This is a genomic window from Lachnotalea sp. AF33-28 (assembly GCF_003477885.1).
Lineage (GTDB): Bacteria > Bacillota > Clostridia > Lachnospirales > Lachnospiraceae > AF33-28.
The window spans coordinates 42,384-62,363 of the sequence record NZ_QUEE01000010.1; the positions used below are offsets into that span (position 1 = coordinate 42,384).

Here is a 19,980-nt window from a genome sequence, read left to right on the forward strand (position 1 = left end):
TCTATCAGCAAGGATTTTAGAGGCTGTGAGTCTGCTGAAAAAATAAAGCGCTTTTTATGCAATACGATGCTATAATTGTTATGGAGAGCCATACCACAAATAGGTCTGGGGTATGGCTCTCAGGAGATCACTGTGAGCTCCTTGGAAGTCTTGTTTAATACCTCCGGCAGGCCGTCCTCGTTGATGATGCAGACATCTTCGATGCGGATACCGATTACGCCGGGTATGTAGATGCCGGGCTCGATGGTGAAGGACATACCGCGTTGCAGCCGGATTTCATTTACGGCGGAGATATCAGGCGCTTCGTGCCCGTTGATGCCGATGCCATGACCGAGCCTGGTGGTGAAATATTCGCCGTATCCTCCTTCCTCAATCACGTTTCTGGCCGCAGCATCCACATCGGAGCAGACCGCTCCCAACATGAGGCTTTCCTCCGCGGTCAGGTTGGCCTTTCGTACGAGCTCGTAGAGCTCTTTTTCTTTATCAGTCACTTCACCCAGAAAGACTGTACGGGTGCAGTCGCTGTAATATCCGTTGACCGTACAGCCGAAATCAACCAGCAGGCTGTCCGTTTCTTCCATCACGTGGCTGATCTTCGGCATCACATAGTGGGGATACCCTGCCGCTTTTTTTTCGTAGGCGTGACAGCCCATAGACCTGCCACCGTATTCCTGCATGCGGCCTTTCAGAAAATCGGAGATGTCTGAAACGGAACGTCCCGGGCGTATATAACCCAGAAGATCTTCCCATGCCCGGTCCGTGATCTGCGAAGCCTGGCGCAGATTCTCCAGCTCCTGTGCGTTTTTGATGATCCGTGATTCATTCATATGTTTATAGAAGGACACCCATGTCACCGGACACCTGTCGGCTATCTCCATCAGCCAGCTGCCCGGTGCATGATAGAGAACGCCGATCCTGCCGTTTATAAGCCCGTGACGGGTCAGGGCGGTTTCCACCAGATCCAGGTAACGGTCACAGTCGGACCATACATAGAGCGGGATATCGCCCAGATGAGGCCGGATTTCGTCTGCACTTAAACGGTTGCAGATGTAGAAATGCCGGCCGTCGGCCGTGAAAAAAAGACCCTGAAAGCGTTCACATACAAAAGGGGAGAAGCCAAGAAGCAGCCGCAAGTCGTTGGAGGGGGAGATAAATACTGCGTCGGTTCCGGTTCCAAGGAGCTTTTTCATGATTTGTTCTGCATATTTTGTATTCATTCTGTCATAATCCTTCCTTTTTATGTCATACTCAGCGGCCGGCATCATAGCTTCTAAGTTCCAGCCACATCTGGTGATATTTTTTCTCGCCGCTTTCTCCCAGATAGTGAAAGACTTCGCAGCGTTTCAGTATGTCCGGGCCAGGAGCCACCGCCGGATTGTTTAAGGTTTCTTCATCCATCAGATCGATGGCTCCTGTGTTTGGCGTGGCGTAGGTGATGTATTCAAAATTCTGATATGCGATTTCTGGCTTATTAAGAAAATTGATCCAGGCCTCGGCATTTTCCTTGTTTTCAGCGCCGGCAGGGATAACCCAGGAGTCAATAAAATAGTTGCTGCCTTCTTCCGGCACCACATATTTTAAATTGGGGTTTTCCTCCTGAAGCGTCAGAACTTCGCCGGAATAGCACATGGCGATGGAAGCGCTGCCGGAGATCATGGCGTCCTTGACCTGATCCATCACGTATTTCTGAAGCAGGGATTTCTGCTCCTTCAGCATCTGATTGGCCTCCCTAAGCTGCGCCTCGTCGGTGGTGTTGATGGAATAGTCAAGGATTCTAAGCGGCGCCACAAAGAGGTCGCGAACGCTGTTGTACATCAGGATTTCGCCTTTAAATGACTCGTCCCACAGATCGGTCCAGCTGTTTATTTCACGGCCGATCACGGAGGTGTTGTAGAGAATCCCCAGCGTTCCGAAGGTGTAGGGTACGGAATAACTGTTTTCTGGGTCAAAGGCTTTAGAACCCTGCAGTATGTCCGCTCGGATATACTGTGCGTTGGGGATGTTGTCAAAGTTCAGCTCTGTCAGCATCCCTTTGGAGATCATCTTTTCAATCATGTAGTCCGAGGGACACAGCGCGTCATAGGAGACGCCGCCCGCCTCAATGATCGGAAACATTTCCTCGTTGGTCTCATAGGTATCATAGATCACATGGATGCCTGTTTCCTCTTCAAACTGTGCGATCACATCCTCATCGATATATTCCCCCCAGTTGTAGACCTTAACCACTCCGCCGGGATAGCGTTCTTTATCGTAGCCGCATCCGCTCATAAAAAGTGCGGCGGCGATAAATGTCAGGATTATAATGTTGCTTTTTCTTTTCATGAGTTCCCTCCACGATTCTTTTTCGGCAGGTTTGCCAGCACAAGAAGCAGGAATACCGCCAGAAACATAATGGTGGACAGCGCGTACAGGCTGGGGCGGACGCCCTTTCTCACCTCGCTGTAAATCAGTGTGGACAGGGTATTTATGCCCGCGCCCTTGACAAAGTGCGTGATGATGAAGTCATCCAGAGACATGGTAAACGCCATCAGAAATCCGGACAGGATGCCCGGCAGCAGATCCGGAAAGACCACCTTAAAAAATGCGTATAACGGTGTGGCGCCGAGATCTAAAGCCGCTTCATAGGTGCTTTTCTGCGTCTGCTTCAGTTTTGGCATGACGCTTAACACCACATAAGGGATGTTAAAGGTGATGTGGCCGATCAGAATCGTCTGAAAGCCCAGGGTCATTCCGGTGGCGATAAATACCAGCATCAGTGAAACACCGGTCACGATCTCGGCGTTTAACATCGGAATATTGTTGATTCCCATAAAGACCGTGCGGGGAACCTTCTTCATGCGGCTGATCCCAATACAGGCCAGAGTGCCGATCACCGTTGAGATCAACGCAGAAAGCACCGCAATCAGCAGTGTGTTTTTAAGCGCCGACAGGATCAGCGGGCTCTCAAACAGCTGCCGGTACCATTTCAGGCTGAAACCGGTCCATTTGCTCATGAATTTGGAGCTGTTGAAGGACAGCACCATAAGCGTGGCGATGGGAGCGTAGAGAAATATCAGTATCAGCGCCAGATAGCATCTCTTCCAAAGTTTTTTCATCAGAATGCAGCCCCCTCTCCGTCTTTGTCATAACGGGCAAATGCTGCCATGCTGATCAGGATGAAAACCATCAGCACCAGCGACATGCCCGAACCCAGATTCCAGTTGGACGCAAAGGTGAATTCCTGCTCAATCACATTGCCGATCAGCAGCACCATGCCGCCGCCCAGGAGATCGGAGATGACGAAGGTGGTCAGCGAAGGCACAAATACCATGGTGATGCCGCTGATGATGCCCGGAAGGCTTAGAGGCAGTATGATGCGGGTAAAGGTCTTAAGACTTCCTGCACCCAGATCCCTGGCGGCCTCTATGGTATCGTTTCCTATTTTTGTCAGCGCATTATATATGGGCAGTACCATGAACGGCAGAAAGTTATATACCATGCCGAAGACGATGGCTCCCTGCGTGTTGATCAGATTTTGTCCGGGCAGCCCGAAAAATCCGAGTATGCTGTTAATCACCCCGTTTTTATCCAGCAGGGTCTGCCAGGCCATGGTGCGCAGCAGAAAATTCATCCACATGGGCAGGATAAAGACAAACACCACAAAGCTGTTTTTGCTGACGCTCATGCCCTTTAGAATCATGGCAAGAGGGTAGGCTAAGAGCAGGCAGGCCGCAGTGGAAAAAAGGGACAGCTTCAAGGAGCGCCACAGCGCGCCTATGCGCTCTTCACTTGTGATGGCAAGGATATTTTCCAGTGTAAATGCGCCCGAAGCATCGGTGAGCCCGTAATAAAAAACCAGGGCCAGCGGGATCAGCGTAAAGCCGATCATCCAGACCAGATAGGGTCCGGCAAGAGCTTTTTTACTCATCTGTACCGATCGCCTCCTCGTCTTCGGATTCCGGTTTATTCATGATCTGAATGTCAAAGGGATCCACATGAATGCCCACTCTGGTGCCCACGGGGAAACAGTCGGTGGAATGCACCAGCCATTCAAAACCGCCGGCCATGACTTCCATCTCATAATGTACGCCCTTGAAAATGATGTGGCTCACAACCCCGGAGAGCGTGCCTTCCTCCGGCCCGATCAGGTCCACATCTTCCGGCCGGATGACAACATCCACCGGCTTATTGCAGCCGAAACCCTTGTCCACACAGGCAAACTTAGCGCCGAGGATTTCTACCAGCTCATCTCTAATCATGCATCCGTCAATGATGTTGCTGTCTCCGATGAAGTCCGCTACAAAGGCGTTCTGCGGTTCGTTGTAAATCTCTTCCGGCGTCCCCATCTGCTGGATATATCCCTGGTTCATAACCACGATTGTATCGGACATGGTCAGCGCTTCCTCCTGATCGTGGGTGACATATAGGAAGGTGATGCCAAGCTCGTTTTTCAGACGGATAAGTTCATACTGCATGTCCTGGCGCAGCTTCAGGTCCATGGCGCCTAGGGGCTCATCCAGCAGCAGAACCTTCGGTTCATTAACAATGGCGCGGGCGATGGCAATCCTCTGCTGCTGTCCGCCGCTTAGGGAGGAGACGCTCCGTTTTTCAAAACCCTCCAGGTTCACCAGCTTTAAGGCATATTTTATTTTATCCTTTATATAATTGCCGGATTTCTTTTTGATCTGCAGGCCGAAGGCGATATTATCCGCCACATTCATATGGGTGAACAACGCGTATTTTTGAAAGACGGTGTTGAGCATCCGCCTGTTGGGCGGCATCTTCGTAATGTCCCTGCCGTCAAACAGAACCCTTCCCTTGTCAGGCGTTTCAAAACCGCCCAGGATACGCAGCGTTGTGGTCTTGCCGCATCCGCTGGGACCGAGCAGAGTAACGAATTCATTTTCTCTGACAGAGAGATTCAGCTCATCCAGTATTGTGCTGCCATCATAGGATTTAGAGATGTCAATCAGATTGATCAGTGGCTGGCTCATGGTATCCTCCTAGAAGCTGGGCGGAGAGCTCACCCACAGAATGACCGCTCCGCTCTTTGATGTAATGTAATGTTTTTTATCCGGTATGAAGTAAAAGGATTCGCCCTTTTTGGCGCGGTGTGTCTTGGAACCGATATGGATTGTGACTAAACCCTGCAGCACATAGCCGAATTCTTCGCCCTCATGAGGGTTGTCCGGGTAGGTGGAGCCGTCCTTCTCAAGCGTTAACAGAATGGGTTCCATTATATTCTTTTGCGCATTGGGGATAATCCATTCAATTTTATTGTTTAATTCTCCGTCAATCTTTTCAAAATAGTCATTTTTGGAAAAAACAATCTGCTCATCCCCCCCATCCGAGTTGAAAAAATCAGAGATATTGGTTCCCAGACACTGCAGTATATCCACCAGCGTGGCGATGGAGGGAGAGGTCAGGTCCCGTTCCACCTGTGATATAAAGCTCTTGGAGAGTTCGGCGCGGTTGGCCAGCTCTTCCTGGGTCAGTCCCTTTAATACGCGAAGGTCTTTCAGCTTCTGTCCGATTTGCATGGTAATTTCCTTCCTTTTTTATCCGTAATTCCGGAGAATCTATGATAATGAACTTTAAGTTTAGTATTACTATATCTAACGGCCAAACTCTATTATACATAAAAGTACAGGGTTGTCAACCCGAATCGGCAAACAGCAGCGAAGATGCGCTTTGCGCACCCTTAGGCGCATCCTGCCGCCAAGCAATAGCGCAGGGGGCCCATAGGAAATTACAAAGGGTTTTCCTATGGAATGAAAAAGCCCAGTCAGGGACTGCCTGACCGGGCTTTTTTAACTTATATGGTTTGATTCCTGAAAGATCAATTACATGGGGCAAACATTTACTGCCTGGATGCCGCGGTTGCCCTGAATTGTGTCAAACGTAACGTTCTGACCGTCTTCCAGAGACTTGAAGCCATCGCCGGCGATTCCGGAGAAATGTACGAATACATCTTCGCCTGTTGCCTTGTCTGTGATAAATCCGAATCCCTTGCTGCTGTTAAACCATTTTACTGTACCGTTGTTCATTATGAGGTACCTCCTGAATTATTATTATATTTCGCATAGAAATGAAATTTTTATTTCGTGGGGTAACCCATAAAATAAAAAACACACATTTTGTAATTCGTCAATAAAGTTTGACTTTACAAAACATGTGAAATCAAAATCTTATTTAAAATACTTTATCAATATAGCACGTGTGAACGGCATTGTCAAGCGGTTTTTTTCTTTTATATGAATTGTTAAATCCAAAGCAGAAATAAACAATAAAACAGCCGGGGGCAGAGGATGTTTCCAATCTGAAATATCCTCTGCCCCGGCTCTCATCCTATGCGGCCGGATGTATATCACTGCATCTGCTGATGGATTTTGCGGAAGCACTCGATCACATAATCCAGATCGTCCTTCGTGTGAGCCGCGGATACCTGGGTCCGAATTCTCGCCTTGCCCTGGGGCACTACCGGATAGGTGAAAGAAGTCACGTATACACCAAGCTTTAGCAGCTCCTTCGCCGCCCAGGCCGCCTTATGGGCATCGTAAAACATGACCGCCACGATGGGATGGGTGCTGTCGATGATGTCAAAGCCCACTTCTTTTATCCTCTGGCGGAAATAGGCCGTGTTATCATGAAGCCTGTCGCGGCAGGCGGTGGTTTCCGTCAATATTTCCAGCACCTTCAGGGATGCGGAAGCGATGGAGGGCGCCAGCGTGTTGGAGAACAGGTAGGGGCGGCTCTTCTGACGGAGCAGATCCACAATGGGCTGCCTAGCGCTGGTATATCCGCCGCTGGCCCCGCCCAGAGCTTTTCCCAGCGTTCCTGTCAGGATGTCCACGCGCCCCTGCACTCCGCAGTATTCGGGCGTGCCTCTGCCCTTGTCGCCCATGAAGCCCACGGCATGGCTGTCATCCACCATGACAAGCGCGTCATAGCGGTCAGCCAGATCGCAGATGGCCTGAAGGTTGGCAATGATGCCATCCATAGAAAATACTCCGTCCGTAGCGATCAGACGGATTCTGGCGCCTTCCGCTTCTTTCAGACAGCGCTCCAGGTCGGCCATATCATTGTTTTTATAACGGAAACGGCGCGCTTTGCACAGGCGGATGCCGTCGATGATGCTGGCATGGTTTAACTCATCGCTGATGACAGCGCAGTCTTCAGACAGCAGTGTCTCGAATAAACCTCCGTTCGCATCAAAACAGGAGCTGTAGAGAATCGTATCATCCATACCGAGAAAGGTGCTGACCGCCTTCTCTAAATCCTTATGTACCTGCTGTGTGCCGCAGATAAAACGCACCGAGGACAGGCCGTATCCCCAGCGGTCATAGCTGCCTTTTGCTGCGGCGATCACCTCTTCATTATCCGCAAGTCCCAGGTAGTTGTTGGCGCACATATTGATCACTCCGTTTACCTCTGTTGTGTCAATATGGCTTTTCTGCTTTGTCGTAATGATGCGCTCATTTTTATAGATCCCTGCCTGCCGGAATTCCTCCAGCGTGTTTTCAAAATACTGATATGCACTTTTCATTGTTTTACAGGGGATATTTCCCCTCCTCCTTTCTTGATGTCACCAACCGCAGGTTGATGACCTGCGCACGCATCAGCGTGCTTCATCTTAGATTGTCACCAACCGCAGGTTGATGACCTGCGCACGCATCAGCGTGCTTCATCTTAGATTGTCACCAACCGCAGGTTGATGACCTGCGCACGCATCAGCGTGCTTCATCTTAGATTGTCACCAACCGCAGGTTGATGACCTGCGCACGCATCAGCGTGCTTCATCTTAGCTGTTCGCTCATATGATTCGCTGTGTGTCACCAGGCGGTAGTCCAGTCCAGCACAACCTTGCCGGATTTGCCGGTATTCATGACTTCAAACCCTTTTTCAAAGTCTTTGAAATCAAAGCGGTGGGTGATGATTTTATCCAGATTCAGCCCGCTGTTAAGCATGGACATCATCTTATACCAGGTTTCAAATATCTTCCTTCCGTAAATCCCTTTGATATTCAGCCCGTTAAACACCACTTTGTTCCAATCCAGATCAGGTTGGGAATTGTGAATGCCGAGCAGGGCGATATTGCCGCCATTTTCCATATGATCGATCATCATGGAGAAGGCAGTGCCGCTTCCTGACATTTCAAGGCCCACATCAAAGCCCTCTTTCATATCCAGCTCCCGCATCACATCGTCCAGGCTTTCTTTTGCTACATTGACGGGACGGATTCTTTCGGCGATTTCCCCTGCCAGATTCAGCCGGTATTCGTTCAGATCCGTGATCACCACATGTCTGGCTCCGCAGTGGCGGCATACGGCTGCGGCCATAATGCCGATGGGGCCTGCGCCCGTAATCAGCACATCTTCACCGACCAGGTCATAGGTGAGAGCGGTATGCACCGCATTGCCCAGCGGGTCGAAGGAAGAGCACAGATCCTCGGAGATGCCTGGCTCAACCACAACCACGTTGGAAGCGGGGATCACCAGGTACTCGGCAAAAGCCCCGTCCCTGTTGACTCCGATGCCCTGGGTATTTCTGCAGAGATGGCGTTTCCCCGCCCTGCAGTTGCGGCAGACACCGCAGACCACATGGCCCTCTCCTGATACCAGCTGTCCCTTCTGAAACCCTCTGACATTTTCGCCGATTTTAACGATCTCTCCAACGAATTCATGGCCGATGGTCATCGGTGTTTTGATGGTTTTCTGCGACCACTGATCCCAGTTGTAAATGTGCAGATCCGTACCGCAGATGGAAGTTTTGCGGATGTGGATCATGACATCATTGGAGGTCATGGTTGGTACAGGTACCTTCTCCAGAGATAACCCTTTGCCGGGCTGGCTTTTTACCAGCGCATACATCGTATCCTTCATAGTTAACACCCCTTCTTTACTGTTCTGTTCAGCACAATGTGCGTAATACAAAGACAAAACTCGCTTATATGTCTTTGATACAAGAACATCATAGCACAAATATATGCATTCATCAAGCGGTATGAAATGAAAATTTTGGTCGGAATACGGGTCACTGTCCGATTAAACATAAACGTGTCATACACTGGTCTTTGCCTGCCGCATACAGCTTTATCAGCGGGCCGTGAACAGTAATTTCAGTTTTTCATCTGCAGAATAGAAAAGTGATAAAAACCGTAGAAAAATGAAATACTGTGACTTCAAAAACTGGTATATTGAATGATAGAGTATCATTGCTATTAAGAGACAACCGCAAAACTGGCAGAAGCACACTTAGGTGTGCGCAGGGCATCAACCAACGGTTGGTCACAATAAAAGGAGGAATTTTTATGGTTGAATTGTATGCGTCAACAGAACCGGGAATTACAGACATGGAGAAGGAGCACATGGACAAAGCGCGCGCTTTGGCTGCCTCCGGCATGGTTCTGCTGGAAAACGACGGAGTGCTGCCCCTGGAGAGAACGGCTGAAAAGATCGCTCTGTATGGAAGCGGCGCCCGCGGAACGGTAAAAGGGGGCATAGGGTCCGGAGAAGTGAATTCACGATTCGTTGTAAATGTGGAACAGGGCCTGGAGGATGCCGGCTTTGAAATCACTACGAAAGGATGGATGGACCGTTACGACCGTCTGAAGGAAAACGCTTATCAAAGTTATGTGGCCGATGTAAAGGAGAAGCTGGCAAAAGGCGCGGATGTGATCGATCTGATCTTTGGATCGCCATTTTTTATGCAGGAGACAGAAGCTGTGACCGAAGAGGATATTGCGCAGTCACAGACCGATACCGCTATATATGTGATTGCACGCAATTCCGGGGAAGGCGCGGACCGGCATAATGCTCCCGGCGACTATCAGTTAAGCGGGATGGAAGAGCAGTCCTTAAGGCTTCTTGGGAAATCCTATGACAGGCTTATCGTGGTTTTGAACGTAGGGGGTGTCATGGATACGAAGCTGCTGCGCTCCATACCTGGGATTGATGCGGTTCTCTTAATGGGTCAGGCCGGCAATATCGGCGGTTATGCTCTGGCCGATGTGCTTACGGGCCGTGTCACTCCATCCGGCAAACTGACGGATACCTGGGCGCAGAATTATGAGGACTACCCTTCAAGCCGGGAGTTCAGCCACAATAATGGGGATCTAGATGACGCTTACTATACGGAAGGAATCTATGTGGGCTACCGTTATTTTGACACATTCCACATGTCGCCCGCATATTGTTTTGGATACGGACTGTCTTATACAGAGTTTAGCATAGAGGTAGTTTCCGTTCGGGCGGATGCCAGAGAGGCGGAGGTCACGGTAAAGGTAACCAATACCGGCAAGAGATACAGCGGCAGGGAAGTGGTGCAGGTATATTATTCCGCCCCTTCCGGCAGTTTGGATAAGCCCTGGCAGGAGCTGGCAGCTTATGAGAAAACCGGCGAGCTGTCTCCCGGGGAGAGCCAGCAGCTCGTAATCCGCTATCCTGTAAATAGCATGGCGTCCTACTGTGAAAAGCGGGCGGGATGGGTGCTGGAAGCCGGTGATTATACGATCCGTGTAGGAAACAGTTCCCGAACTACTCATATAGCGGCTGTGATCCGCCTGGATAAAGATGTGGTTACGGAAAAACTGAAGAATCTGTTCGCCTTGGACTGCGAGATGGAGGAGCTGTCCGGTACGGATGCTAAGGCATACGGACCTGCCGGGGAGGATAAGGAACGGGAACTGGCTCCTATAATTGAAATTAAGGCTGCGGATATTAAAACGCAGGAGGTGCACTACCAGGGGGCCCATGCCGGGATAAAGCCCTGTGAAAAATCCCAAACGGTCTCTTTAAATGATGTGATGGAAGGAAGAGCGGATCTGGATGAACTGATCGGACAGCTCACCGTGGAGGAGATGGCGAGAATCTGTGTGGGAAGCGGGTTTGAGACACAGGGCGGCGGGGCCACTGTAGGAGCAGCCTCTATCGCGGTGCCTGGCGCGGCAGGAGAAACCACGGGCATTCTGCTTGCTTCCAGGGATATCCGCACCATGGTGCTGGCGGACGGGCCTGCGGGCTTGCGCCTGACTCCGGAATTTGATGCGGATGAAGACGGCATTCCGATTGCGTCCGGCATCGCGCTTCAGGTTGTGCGGGATATATTCGGCGACCAGCCCCTGCCGGGGGAGAGCCGGACGGAAAGAAAAGCGGCTGCTGCCTATTATCAGTACTGTACGGCGCTGCCGGTCGCAACCCTGCTGGCGCAGAGCTGGGATAAGGATCTGATCAGGGAAGCCGGAAAAATAATCGGACGTGAGATGCTTCGGTTTGGAGTGACGCTGTGGCTGGCTCCGGGCATGAATATTCATAGAAATCCGCTCTGCGGTAGAAATTTTGAATATTATTCGGAAGATCCCTTGATCTCCGGCATCTGTGCTGCTATGATGACAGTAGGAGTACAGAGCTTCGGCGGGATCGGCACCACGGTCAAGCATTTTGCGGTAAACAATCAGGAGGACAACCGCAATTACTGCAATAGCCATGTGGGAGAACGGGCCCTAAGGGAAATCTACTTGAAGGGCTTTGAGATCTGTGTGAAAAATGCCCGCCCCATGTCCATCATGAGCTCCTACAACCTGTTAAACGGCCTTCATACGGCTAACAGCTATGAGCTTTTAACCGCATGCGCCAGAGACGAGTGGGGATTTGACGGTGTGGTGATGACGGACTGGGGGACTACCGGCGGTCTGACTGCCGGCGCAGCCGGACGGAAGTATCCGGCGTCCGTGCCTGCCATGTGCATTCAGGCCGGAAACGATTTGATCATGCCTGGCAGCCTTGCAGATATCGAGGATATTGTGGCGTCTGCAGGGGCGGAAAATACCGGCGTGCGCTGTCCGATCCGTCTGGCGGATCTGCAGTTCTGCGTGAAGAACATACTGACGCTTCTGATGCAGACCTCGCGCTACGACAATGCGAAGCCCTATTCACCCAAGTAGATAAAGAGAAACGCAGGTTATCAACCTGCGGTTGGTGACAGGAAAAGAGGAAGCACACTGAAGTGTGCGTAGGTCATCAACCTGCGGTTGGTGACGGGAAAAGGGGGACATTATATGAAAACTATGTTTGCACCGTCGCTGATGTGCATGGATATCTGCGATACACTGCATCAGCTGGAGGTATTTGAGAGATATTGCCATATGCTCCATGTGGATATCATGGACGGCCATTTCGCGAAGAATATCACGCTGTCGCCCGGATTTATCAGAAACATCCGAAAGCATACGACGCTGCCGATCGAGGCTCACCTCATGGTTACCTCGCCGGGGGATTATATCGATGAGCTGGCGGACTGCGGCGCCGACTACATAACCGTGCATGCCGAGACAGTGCAGACAGAGGCGTTCCGCGTGCTTAACAGGATAAAGGCGGCGGGGGCCAGGCCGGGCGCGGCGGTCTGCCCCGCGACGCCGCTGGAAGCGATTCTGCCCTATCTGGAGCTTCTGGATCTGGTGGTGGTGATGACGGTGGACATCGGATATGCCGGACAGAAATTTATTCCGCAGATGATGGGAAAGATCCGCGAGCTGGACCGAATCCGCAGAGAGCGGAACCTGGATTTCCTGATTGAAACGGACGGGGCCATCGGGAAGGAACGTTACCGTCAGTTACATGAGGCGGGAGTAAACGCCTATGTGATGGGGACCTCCGGCCTGTTTAAACCGGGACTGGATATTGAAAGCGCCGCTGCCAATATGGTAAGGGAGTTTGCAGAGGCAACCGGCCCAAATGCATAAAGGGAAGGGGGATATTTATGGCAGGGACTGTCACGATGAAGGATATTGCAGAGCATTTGGGTGTTAGTATTGTAACGGTCTCCAATGCCCTAAGCGGAAAAAAAGGCGTCAGCTATGCGCTTCGCTCACAAATTGCCGCTGCGGCCCAACAACTGGGCTATGAGTATTCCAAGACACAAAAAAGTAGAAAACAGGGGAAAAAGATAGGGATTCTGGTTTCGGAACGCTATGTGGATGTGGAGATGGGGAGTTCGTTTTACTGGATGATGTATCAGCAGATTGCCTGTGTGGCCTCCAAAAGCGATTGCGTTACCGTATTGAAGGTGTTGGATCAAGCGGCGGAGAAGAAAGGGGAAGTCACTGGGCTTTTTGATGAAACGCAGATGGATGCTGTGATTGTTCTGGGATATCTCAAAAAGACCTATATACAGAAGCTGACGCGTCTATCTACCGTACCGGTAGTCCTTATGGATTTTTGGGACGATGATTTGGATTGCGATGCTATCCTTTCCAATAACTATCTGGGAATGTATCGTATGACCAGGCATCTGCTGAAGCAAGGACACCGTGAAATTGCATTTCTGGGAAATATCTATGCGAATAGCAATATTATGGACCGATATCTGGGATATCAGAAGGCATTGCTGGAATGGGGCGTAGAGGTGCCGCAGGAATGGCTGATTTCAGACCGTGATACAGAGACTGGGGAAATGTCTGTCGTACTACCGGAGAATCTGCCGACTGCTTTTGTCTGCAACAGTGATTTTTCGGCTGGAATTTTGATTGAACGTCTGGAAGAAAACGGATATGACGTACCGGCGGATATTTCTATTGTCGGCTATGATAACTTTTTGAGCAATTCCAGATTTGCAGACAAGTTAACGACCTACGATGTCGATATCAAAGCGATGGCATCGCTTTGTATGAAAACTGTATTGAAGCGAATGGAAGGAAACACCAGGCGTACAAGGGTACAAATTGTAAATGGAACAATGGTATACCGTGAGAGCGTAAAACATAGATGAAGGTGATAAAGGACTGTTGGAAAAGCAACAGTCCTTTATTAAAATTATTTTAAGCTAAATTAAAATTGAATTTAAGCGATAAAAGATTGTGACGGTTTCACAAATATCAAAACAATAACTGTGCAAAACTTCGAAAATGCAGAGAAAACAACAGAAAATCTTGCAAAAATGGCAAAAAAGTGTTAGGATAAAAATACTTAAATTAAGAAAATATTTAAGTTAAATAAAACTGAAATTAAGATAAAATAAAGCTGAAAAAGCTGACAGAAAGGAAACAATATGAGTACCGTAAAAATCATAGGTCCTAATGCATCCAATATGCCCTGGCAGGAAAGAGGAGAGAATACACCGAAGTGGATGCCGGTTTGGAGATACAGTGAGAATCCGATTATCGGACGAAATCCGGCAGAGGGGGTCGCCCGTATTTTTAACAGCGCGGTGATTCCGTATGAAGGAGCCTTTATCGGGGTGTTCCGCGGCGAACAGGTAAACGGAGTTCCGTATATTTATCTTGGACGCAGTGCGGATGGGATTCACTGGGAATTTGACAAAGAAAAAATTAATTTTGTGGATGAAGAAGGCAAGCCCTTCATGCCGGTATATGCCTATGACCCAAGACTGGTCAAGGTAGAGGATACGTATTATATTATGTGGTGCCAGGATTTTTATGGGGCATCAATCGGTATGGCAAAAACACAGGATTTTAAGACATTTGTACGTATTGAGAACCCGTTTCTGCCATTTAACAGAAATGCAGTGCTGTTCCCGCGAAAAGTAAACGGAAATTTCCTGATGCTTTCCCGCCCGAGTGACAGTGGACATACCCCCTTTGGTGATATCTTCCTCTCCGAAAGCCCGGATATGCAGTTCTGGGGCAGGCACAGACATGTGATGGGCAAAGGCAGGGAATGGTGGGAGTCGTTAAAAATCGGCGGAGGTGCCGCTCCGATTGAAACCTCCGAGGGCTGGCTGCTGTTCTATCACGGGGTAAGCGGTACCTGCAATGGCTTTGTTTACAGCATTGGCGGTGCGATTCTCGATATCTACCGTCCATCTGTTGTAAAATACCGTTGTGAAAATTTTCTGCTCACACCGGAAGAGTGGTATGAGGAGCGCGGTTTTGTCCCGAATGTGACATTTCCCTGTGCGACGGTTCACGATGCGCAGAGCGGTAGAATCGCTATTTATTATGGGGCAGCAGACAGCTACGTAGGACTGGCCTTTACCAGAGTGGAAGAGGTCGTGGCATATATCAAAGAACACAGTGCGGTAACGGAAGCAGATACCGAACTGGGACGTCGCTAGGGGGATCGGCACTATGCTGCTAGAAGAGATAAAGACACATTTGACCGGGAAACTGATTCCGTTTTGGGAAAATTTGAAGGACGAGAAATTCGGCGGTTTTTACGGCGGACTGGATTTTGATTTGCAGCTGGAGAAAGAGGCGGTAAAGGGCTGCATCTTAAACAGCAGAATTCTTTGGTTTTTCTCCAATGCCTATCTGGTATTGGGGGAGAAGCGCCTCTTAGAGTATGCACAACATGCGTATGCATTTTTGAAGAATGCCTGTCTGGATACGAAAAACGGCGGCATCTATTGGTCGATTTCGTATGGCGGAACACCGGAGGATACGACAAAGCATACCTATAACCAGGCCTTTGCGATCTATGCATTGTCTTCGTATTATGATGCGTCCAAAGAGAAAGAGGCGCTTGCAATCGCCTTCGGTCTTCGCGATATCATCGAGAAGCGGTGCAGAGATGAATACGGATATCTGGAGGCGTTTGATGCCACCTTTCAACCGATCGAAAACGACAAATTATCAGAGAACGGCGTAACGGCAGAAAAGACGATGAACACCCTGTTACATGTCCTCGAGGCCTATACCGAGCTGTACCGTGTGACGAAGGATACGCAGACAGGGGAAGCCCTTCGGTTTATGCTGGATTTGATTGCGGATAAGGTTTATAACAAAGAACTGGCACGGCAGGAGGTTTTCTTTGACAGATCATGGAATACCCTGATCGATTTGCATTCCTTTGGACACGATATCGAAACGAGCTGGCTCGTAGACCGTACCTGCGAAATTTTGGAGGATGACGACTATACAGCGAAATTAAAGCCGATCATCCGGGCGCTGGCAGCTAGTGTATACGAGAAAGCATATCGGGATCATTCTCTGGAAAATGAAGCAGAAAACGGTGTGGTGGATACCACAAGAGTATGGTGGGTACAGGCAGAAGCGATGGTTGGTTTCCTGAATGCATATGAAAATCAGCCGGAAGAAAGCAGGTACCTGGAGGCGGTAACAGATATCTGGGACTATATCAAAGCCTATATGATAGATAAACGGGAGGGCTCCGAGTGGTTCTGGTCCGTCGATAAGGACAGACAGCCGTTACATAAGCCCATCGTAGAGCCGTGGAAGTGTCCGTACCACAATGGACGCATGTGCCTGGAGCTGATTAAAAGAAGTCAAAAGGAGAGTCTGAAAAGTGTTTTGGGAAGCTTATAAACGAGAAATGAAAAAGTACGAAGCATTGATTGCAAAGAAAAATCAGATGTCTGAAGAATACAACGGTATTTATGACAGATGGGAGAATCCGGTACTTACCAGAGACCATGCGCCGCTGCACTGGATGTATGACCTGGATGAGAGGACAAATCCCTATTTTATGAAACGTCTGGGAATCAATGCGGTATTTAATGCCGGTGCAATTGAGTTGAACGGCAGAATTTATCTGGTGGCCAGAGTAGAGGGCTATGACAGAAAATCATTCTTTGCGGTTGCAGAAAGCGAGAATGGCGTGGATGGATTTCGCTTCTGGGATTATCCGGTAGAGCTGCCGGATACAGAGCCGGAAGAGACGAATGTATATGATATGCGGCTGACCAGGCATGAGGACGGTTATATTTATGGCGTGTTCTGCTCGGAAAGCAAGGACACAAAGAGCAATGATTTATCTGCGGCAACGGCGCAGGCCGGGATTGTGCGTACCAGAGATTTAAAGACCTGGGAGCGTCTTCCCAACCTTAAAACACAGTCTGTGCAGCAGAGAAATGTCGTGCTTCATCCGGAATTCGTTGACGGAAAGTATGCGTTTTATACCAGACCGCAGGATGGATTTATCAATACCGGAAGCGGCGGCGGAATCGGTTTTGCGTTATGCGAAGATATTAATAATCCGGTAACCGGGCCGGAGGTGATTATCCATGAGAGAAAATATCATACTCTGACCGAGGCCAAAAACGGAGCGGGAGCAGTGCCGATAAAAACAGAAAAAGGCTGGCTCCATATTGCGCACGGCGTAAGAAATACGGCAGCCGGGCTTCGATATGTCACCTATGTATTTGTTACGGACTTAGAGGATCCGACCAAAGTGATCGCAGAGCCGTCCGGTTACTTTATTGCGCCTTACAAAAACGAGCGTGTGGGTGATGTATCGAATGTAACGTTTACAAACGGTGCGGTTGCCAGAGAAAACGGAGAGGTCTATATTTACTATGCATCTTCGGATACGCGCCTTCATGTAGCGACGTCCACGATTGACAGACTGCTTGATTATGCGTTCCATACTCCGAAGGATCCGCTTCGCAGTAATCTTTGTGTACAGCAAAGATGCGGGCTTATCAGACATAATCTGGAAATCATAAATCAATAAAACGCAGGGTGAAGTAAGAGAAAAATAAAGAGCCGCTGCAGGGGGCATGCAGTCATAAGGAAGAAATATTATGATTGCATGCTCCCTGCAGCGGCCTTTCCCTTAAGAAACGGTGTCCCGGATCGTGCTCTAGTTTGAAGCAAACTCACCCGGGGTGACACCCATGACGCGTTTAAAAGCACGGCGGAAGGAATTATCATTGGTATAACCGATTTGAAGTGCAATATCTTTGATCAGGTGGTTTCCCTCGGTCAGCATCTGGCAGGCCTGCTCGATGCGGATCTGTTCCAAAAGATCGGCAAAGGAAGTGCCGATGACTTCACGGAAAATCTGGTAGGCAAAGGATTCGCTGATGTGGAATTCTTCACAGATGGTGTAGATGGTGAAATCGCTGTTTGTATAATGGCTGTTAATATATTCCATGATTCTTTCTGCCTGGCGCTCGTTTTTGGATGTGTTCAGCTGGTTGTTTATGCGCACCAGATAGCTGTTTAACTGCAGAATTGCCTGGAACAACTCGTCCAGTGTCTGGTCGTAGGTCCTGCGGATTTTTAAATACGCATCGCTGGTAAGCTGCTCCTGCGGCAAATCAGCCAGTCCCCGGATGATGGAGCTGCGGATGGAGAAAGTCAGCTGGCGGATCATGGAGGAGGAGAGTGCGCGCTCTACCAGATTGTTATTCCTGATCGTATCGAGCAAGTGCGTCAAATCGCTCTGAGAGCCGGTTTTGATGAGACGAATCAGCTCCAGCTCGGTTTGAATCGGATAGACATATAGCTTTTGAATCTCCGGAATATCTGTGGAGGTAAAGAAATACTGTCCCTGCGTTCTGGTGGCGTGCTGCGAGATAACGACGGACTGATTATATGCTTTTGACAGGTCATCAACCATATCGTAGCTGTCGCTGACACAGAATGTAAGGGAAATCGAGCTTTCTTCAAATGCCATATGTCTCGTCTGGTCTGCAAACATTAAAAGCTGCTTCTGAAAAACATTCTTTTCGATGTGGCTGCCAATAAAAACCACGGCCTTTTGTCTGCTGTCAATATCCAGACAGTATACCGGGCATGGGGCATTCTTCTCGATATATTCCCGAACCAGTGCCGATAGAAGCACCGGGAAGCGGCTGAATTCCGGATGCTTTTCTTCATCGGCAGGAGATGCGGTTACTAAAAGCACGGAAAAATACTGATGGTCTGGCTGAATCCCCAACGTAGTGAAAAGGTACTGCAATTCTTCCGGTTTGCTGATGGCACCGGAGAGTGCGTTTCGCAAAGTGGTAGCTTCCAGGAGCGGCTTTTGCTTCAGAAGATTCTGCTGCAGCTCCTGATTACTCATCTTTAATTTGGAGGCGGCATTTACGAGACAGGAAAACTCGTCTTTGACAGAGAAGGTCATATCCTGAGAACCGCTGCTTAAGTAAGCCGCCACCTTTTTTAGGCTGGAGGCCTTATGAAGACAAAGCATGGCAGTAAAGGCAATGCTCATCACAAGAGAAAGCCCAACCAGCAAAATCACGTTTTGCTTGGCGGCCAGCATGCTGGACATCACCGCTTCCTTTGGAGAAAAGATGCAGTACTGCCAGCCGATATACCGGGATTGAATCGTGGTGACGATATCATCCTGATATTCAGAATCCGTTTTGGGATGAGTAAGCAGATAGGCTTTGACATCCTCGAAGGAGAGCATCGAGTCCGCTCCCTGTACAGAGGTAATCAGATTATTGTTTTCGTCCAGAAGAAAGACGCTGCTTTCGGGATCAATCAAAAGCTCGGTCATGATTTTCTTCAGAGAGGATTCCTTTAATTGAATAATGATAAGCGCCAAAGGAAATCGGGTATTGCCATCGGTAACACTGGAGATGACGGTGGGCGTTACTTTTCCGTCCGTCCCCGTAAACGGCACGAACTCATTGCTGTACAACCGATCCCTGGAAAAGGTAAGAAAATCGTCGTAACTCATGCCCGTATAGGATAAGAGACCGGCATAGGTCTGGGGCGTAATACGAAGCGCATTGTTTTCCATCAGGATAAATTCATTGTTTAACAATACCACCTGGATATTGCTGATAATATTATTGATCAGGGAAAACTTCGGCATACGTTTATAAAACTGATAGACATCGTACATTTCGGGACTGCCCTTTGGGATGGATTCATAGCTTGAGAGGGAAATCAGTTCCGGCATGGACTCCAGAAAAAAAGGCAGCGATTCCAGCTCTTTTAAGCGGGCGTCAATGGTATTGACGCTTTGGTTTAACATATTATGGGAATAGTTCCGTACGATTTTCGTGGCAGAAGTTACTGCGGAATGATATATTAAAATACCGATTAAAACCGGTACGATTAAAACCGAAAGATAGGACAGCAAGATGCGGAAAAACATATGTTTTTCGGAAGTATCCATAAAGAAGCTCCTTTTATCGGGGGTATTTCATCTTTCTGATTCAAACAAAAACGGTAACTGATAAGAACAGGATCTTCCTGTCCGGAACTGTTACCCAAAATATTATAATATAGAAGTCCGCCGGTTGCAACCGGCTTTACAAAAAGAGCTATCACAAAGACCAAAGGAG

General features: G+C 49.1%; 16 protein-coding genes. 6 read left to right on the forward strand and 10 right to left on the reverse strand.

Translation table 11 applies throughout. The features are described 5' to 3' along the window. Positions 1-119 precede the first annotated feature (119 nt). The 9 genes from DWZ56_RS14510 to tdh all read right to left on the reverse strand — a co-directional run bounded on the left by DWZ56_RS14510 (position 120) and on the right by tdh (position 8,861). Complete coding sequence (locus DWZ56_RS14510) at positions 120-1,217, reverse strand: M24 family metallopeptidase (protein WP_158584601.1); 1,098 nt, start codon at positions 1,215-1,217, stop codon at positions 120-122. A 31-nt stretch (positions 1,218-1,248) separates the two neighbouring features. Next, entirely contained in the window at positions 1,249-2,322 is a 1,074-nt protein-coding gene (locus DWZ56_RS14515) for an ABC transporter substrate-binding protein (protein ID WP_118557359.1), read from the reverse strand. After that, a complete protein-coding gene (locus DWZ56_RS14520; protein ID WP_118557360.1) occupies positions 2,319-3,095 on the reverse strand; it encodes an ABC transporter permease in 777 nt (258 codons plus the stop codon). Before DWZ56_RS14520 ends, DWZ56_RS14515 begins: the two co-directional genes overlap by 4 nt. After that, on the reverse strand, positions 3,095-3,907 hold the full coding sequence (locus DWZ56_RS14525) for an ABC transporter permease (RefSeq protein ID WP_118557361.1): 813 nt from the start codon (positions 3,905-3,907) through the stop codon (positions 3,095-3,097). The genes DWZ56_RS14520 and DWZ56_RS14525 overlap by 1 nt, the downstream gene beginning before the upstream one ends. Beyond that, positions 3,900-4,973, reverse strand: a complete 1,074-nt coding sequence (locus DWZ56_RS14530; RefSeq protein ID WP_118557362.1) for an ABC transporter ATP-binding protein — start codon at positions 4,971-4,973, stop codon at positions 3,900-3,902. Before DWZ56_RS14530 ends, DWZ56_RS14525 begins: the two co-directional genes overlap by 8 nt. A 9-nt stretch (positions 4,974-4,982) precedes the next feature. Beyond that, a complete protein-coding gene (locus tag DWZ56_RS14535; protein WP_118557363.1) occupies positions 4,983-5,519 on the reverse strand; it encodes a helix-turn-helix domain-containing protein in 537 nt (178 codons plus the stop codon). Between the two features lie 303 nt (positions 5,520-5,822). Further along, entirely contained in the window at positions 5,823-6,026 is a 204-nt protein-coding gene (locus DWZ56_RS14545) for a cold-shock protein (RefSeq protein ID WP_118557365.1), read from the reverse strand. 320 nt (positions 6,027-6,346) lie between these two features. Then, positions 6,347-7,525, reverse strand: coding sequence for a glycine C-acetyltransferase (locus tag DWZ56_RS14550; protein WP_118557366.1), 1,179 nt, complete (start codon positions 7,523-7,525; stop codon positions 6,347-6,349). Positions 7,526-7,811: 286 nt separating this feature from the next. Further along, positions 7,812-8,861, reverse strand: coding sequence for an L-threonine 3-dehydrogenase (gene tdh / locus DWZ56_RS14555; protein ID WP_243095282.1), 1,050 nt, complete (start codon positions 8,859-8,861; stop codon positions 7,812-7,814). Positions 8,862-9,289: 428 nt separating this feature from the next. Between tdh and DWZ56_RS14560 the strand changes: the two genes are divergently transcribed. The 6 genes from DWZ56_RS14560 to DWZ56_RS14585 all read left to right on the forward strand — a co-directional run bounded on the left by DWZ56_RS14560 (position 9,290) and on the right by DWZ56_RS14585 (position 17,405). Next, positions 9,290-11,920 carry a glycoside hydrolase family 3 protein gene (locus DWZ56_RS14560; protein ID WP_118557367.1) on the forward strand — a complete coding sequence of 877 codons (2,631 nt, stop codon included), beginning with the start codon at positions 9,290-9,292 and terminating at the stop codon, positions 11,918-11,920. Between the two features lie 114 nt (positions 11,921-12,034). Then, the gene (gene alsE / locus DWZ56_RS14565) at positions 12,035-12,718 is read left to right on the forward strand and encodes a D-allulose 6-phosphate 3-epimerase (RefSeq protein ID WP_118557368.1); all 684 of its coding nucleotides are present in this window, start codon (positions 12,035-12,037) and stop codon (positions 12,716-12,718) included. A 17-nt stretch (positions 12,719-12,735) separates the two neighbouring features. Next, positions 12,736-13,743 carry a LacI family DNA-binding transcriptional regulator gene (locus tag DWZ56_RS14570; RefSeq protein ID WP_118557369.1) on the forward strand — a complete coding sequence of 336 codons (1,008 nt, stop codon included), beginning with the start codon at positions 12,736-12,738 and terminating at the stop codon, positions 13,741-13,743. 279 nt (positions 13,744-14,022) lie between these two features. Continuing rightward, complete coding sequence (locus DWZ56_RS14575; protein WP_118557370.1) at positions 14,023-15,048, forward strand: glycoside hydrolase family 130 protein; 1,026 nt, start codon at positions 14,023-14,025, stop codon at positions 15,046-15,048. Between the two features lie 13 nt (positions 15,049-15,061). Continuing rightward, positions 15,062-16,258 (forward strand): AGE family epimerase/isomerase, encoded by a 1,197-nt coding sequence (locus tag DWZ56_RS14580; protein WP_118557371.1) that lies wholly within the window; start codon positions 15,062-15,064, stop codon positions 16,256-16,258. 7 nt (positions 16,259-16,265) lie between these two features. Then, on the forward strand, positions 16,266-17,405 hold the full coding sequence (locus tag DWZ56_RS14585; RefSeq protein WP_118557496.1) for a glycoside hydrolase family 130 protein: 1,140 nt from the start codon (positions 16,266-16,268) through the stop codon (positions 17,403-17,405). A gap of 129 nt (positions 17,406-17,534) precedes the next feature. On the opposite strand, the gene DWZ56_RS14590 is transcribed toward DWZ56_RS14585, so the two are convergent. Next, complete coding sequence (locus DWZ56_RS14590; protein ID WP_118557372.1) at positions 17,535-19,811, reverse strand: helix-turn-helix domain-containing protein; 2,277 nt, start codon at positions 19,809-19,811, stop codon at positions 17,535-17,537. Positions 19,812-19,980 lie beyond the last annotated feature (169 nt).

Coding starts and splice junctions, on each gene's coding strand:
- DWZ56_RS14510 (WP_158584601.1), bottom strand. CDS start 1,217: ATGAATACAAAATATGCAGAACAAATCATGAAAAAGCTCCTTGGAACC.
- DWZ56_RS14535 (WP_118557363.1), bottom strand. CDS start 5,519: ATGCAAATCGGACAGAAGCTGAAAGACCTTCGCGTATTAAAGGGACTG.
- tdh (WP_243095282.1), bottom strand. CDS start 8,861: ATGAAGGATACGATGTATGCGCTGGTAAAAAGCCAGCCCGGCAAAGGG.
- DWZ56_RS14520 (WP_118557360.1), bottom strand. CDS start 3,095: ATGAAAAAACTTTGGAAGAGATGCTATCTGGCGCTGATACTGATATTT.
- DWZ56_RS14580 (WP_118557371.1), top strand. CDS start 15,062: ATGCTGCTAGAAGAGATAAAGACACATTTGACCGGGAAACTGATTCCG.
- DWZ56_RS14590 (WP_118557372.1), bottom strand. CDS start 19,811: ATGGATACTTCCGAAAAACATATGTTTTTCCGCATCTTGCTGTCCTAT.
- DWZ56_RS14585 (WP_118557496.1), top strand. CDS start 16,266: ATGAAAAAGTACGAAGCATTGATTGCAAAGAAAAATCAGATGTCTGAA.
- DWZ56_RS14570 (WP_118557369.1), top strand. CDS start 12,736: ATGGCAGGGACTGTCACGATGAAGGATATTGCAGAGCATTTGGGTGTT.
- DWZ56_RS14575 (WP_118557370.1), top strand. CDS start 14,023: ATGAGTACCGTAAAAATCATAGGTCCTAATGCATCCAATATGCCCTGG.
- DWZ56_RS14560 (WP_118557367.1), top strand. CDS start 9,290: ATGGTTGAATTGTATGCGTCAACAGAACCGGGAATTACAGACATGGAG.
- DWZ56_RS14525 (WP_118557361.1), bottom strand. CDS start 3,907: ATGAGTAAAAAAGCTCTTGCCGGACCCTATCTGGTCTGGATGATCGGC.
- DWZ56_RS14545 (WP_118557365.1), bottom strand. CDS start 6,026: ATGAACAACGGTACAGTAAAATGGTTTAACAGCAGCAAGGGATTCGGA.
- alsE (WP_118557368.1), top strand. CDS start 12,035: ATGAAAACTATGTTTGCACCGTCGCTGATGTGCATGGATATCTGCGAT.
- DWZ56_RS14530 (WP_118557362.1), bottom strand. CDS start 4,973: ATGAGCCAGCCACTGATCAATCTGATTGACATCTCTAAATCCTATGAT.
- DWZ56_RS14515 (WP_118557359.1), bottom strand. CDS start 2,322: ATGAAAAGAAAAAGCAACATTATAATCCTGACATTTATCGCCGCCGCA.
- DWZ56_RS14550 (WP_118557366.1), bottom strand. CDS start 7,525: ATGAAAAGTGCATATCAGTATTTTGAAAACACGCTGGAGGAATTCCGG.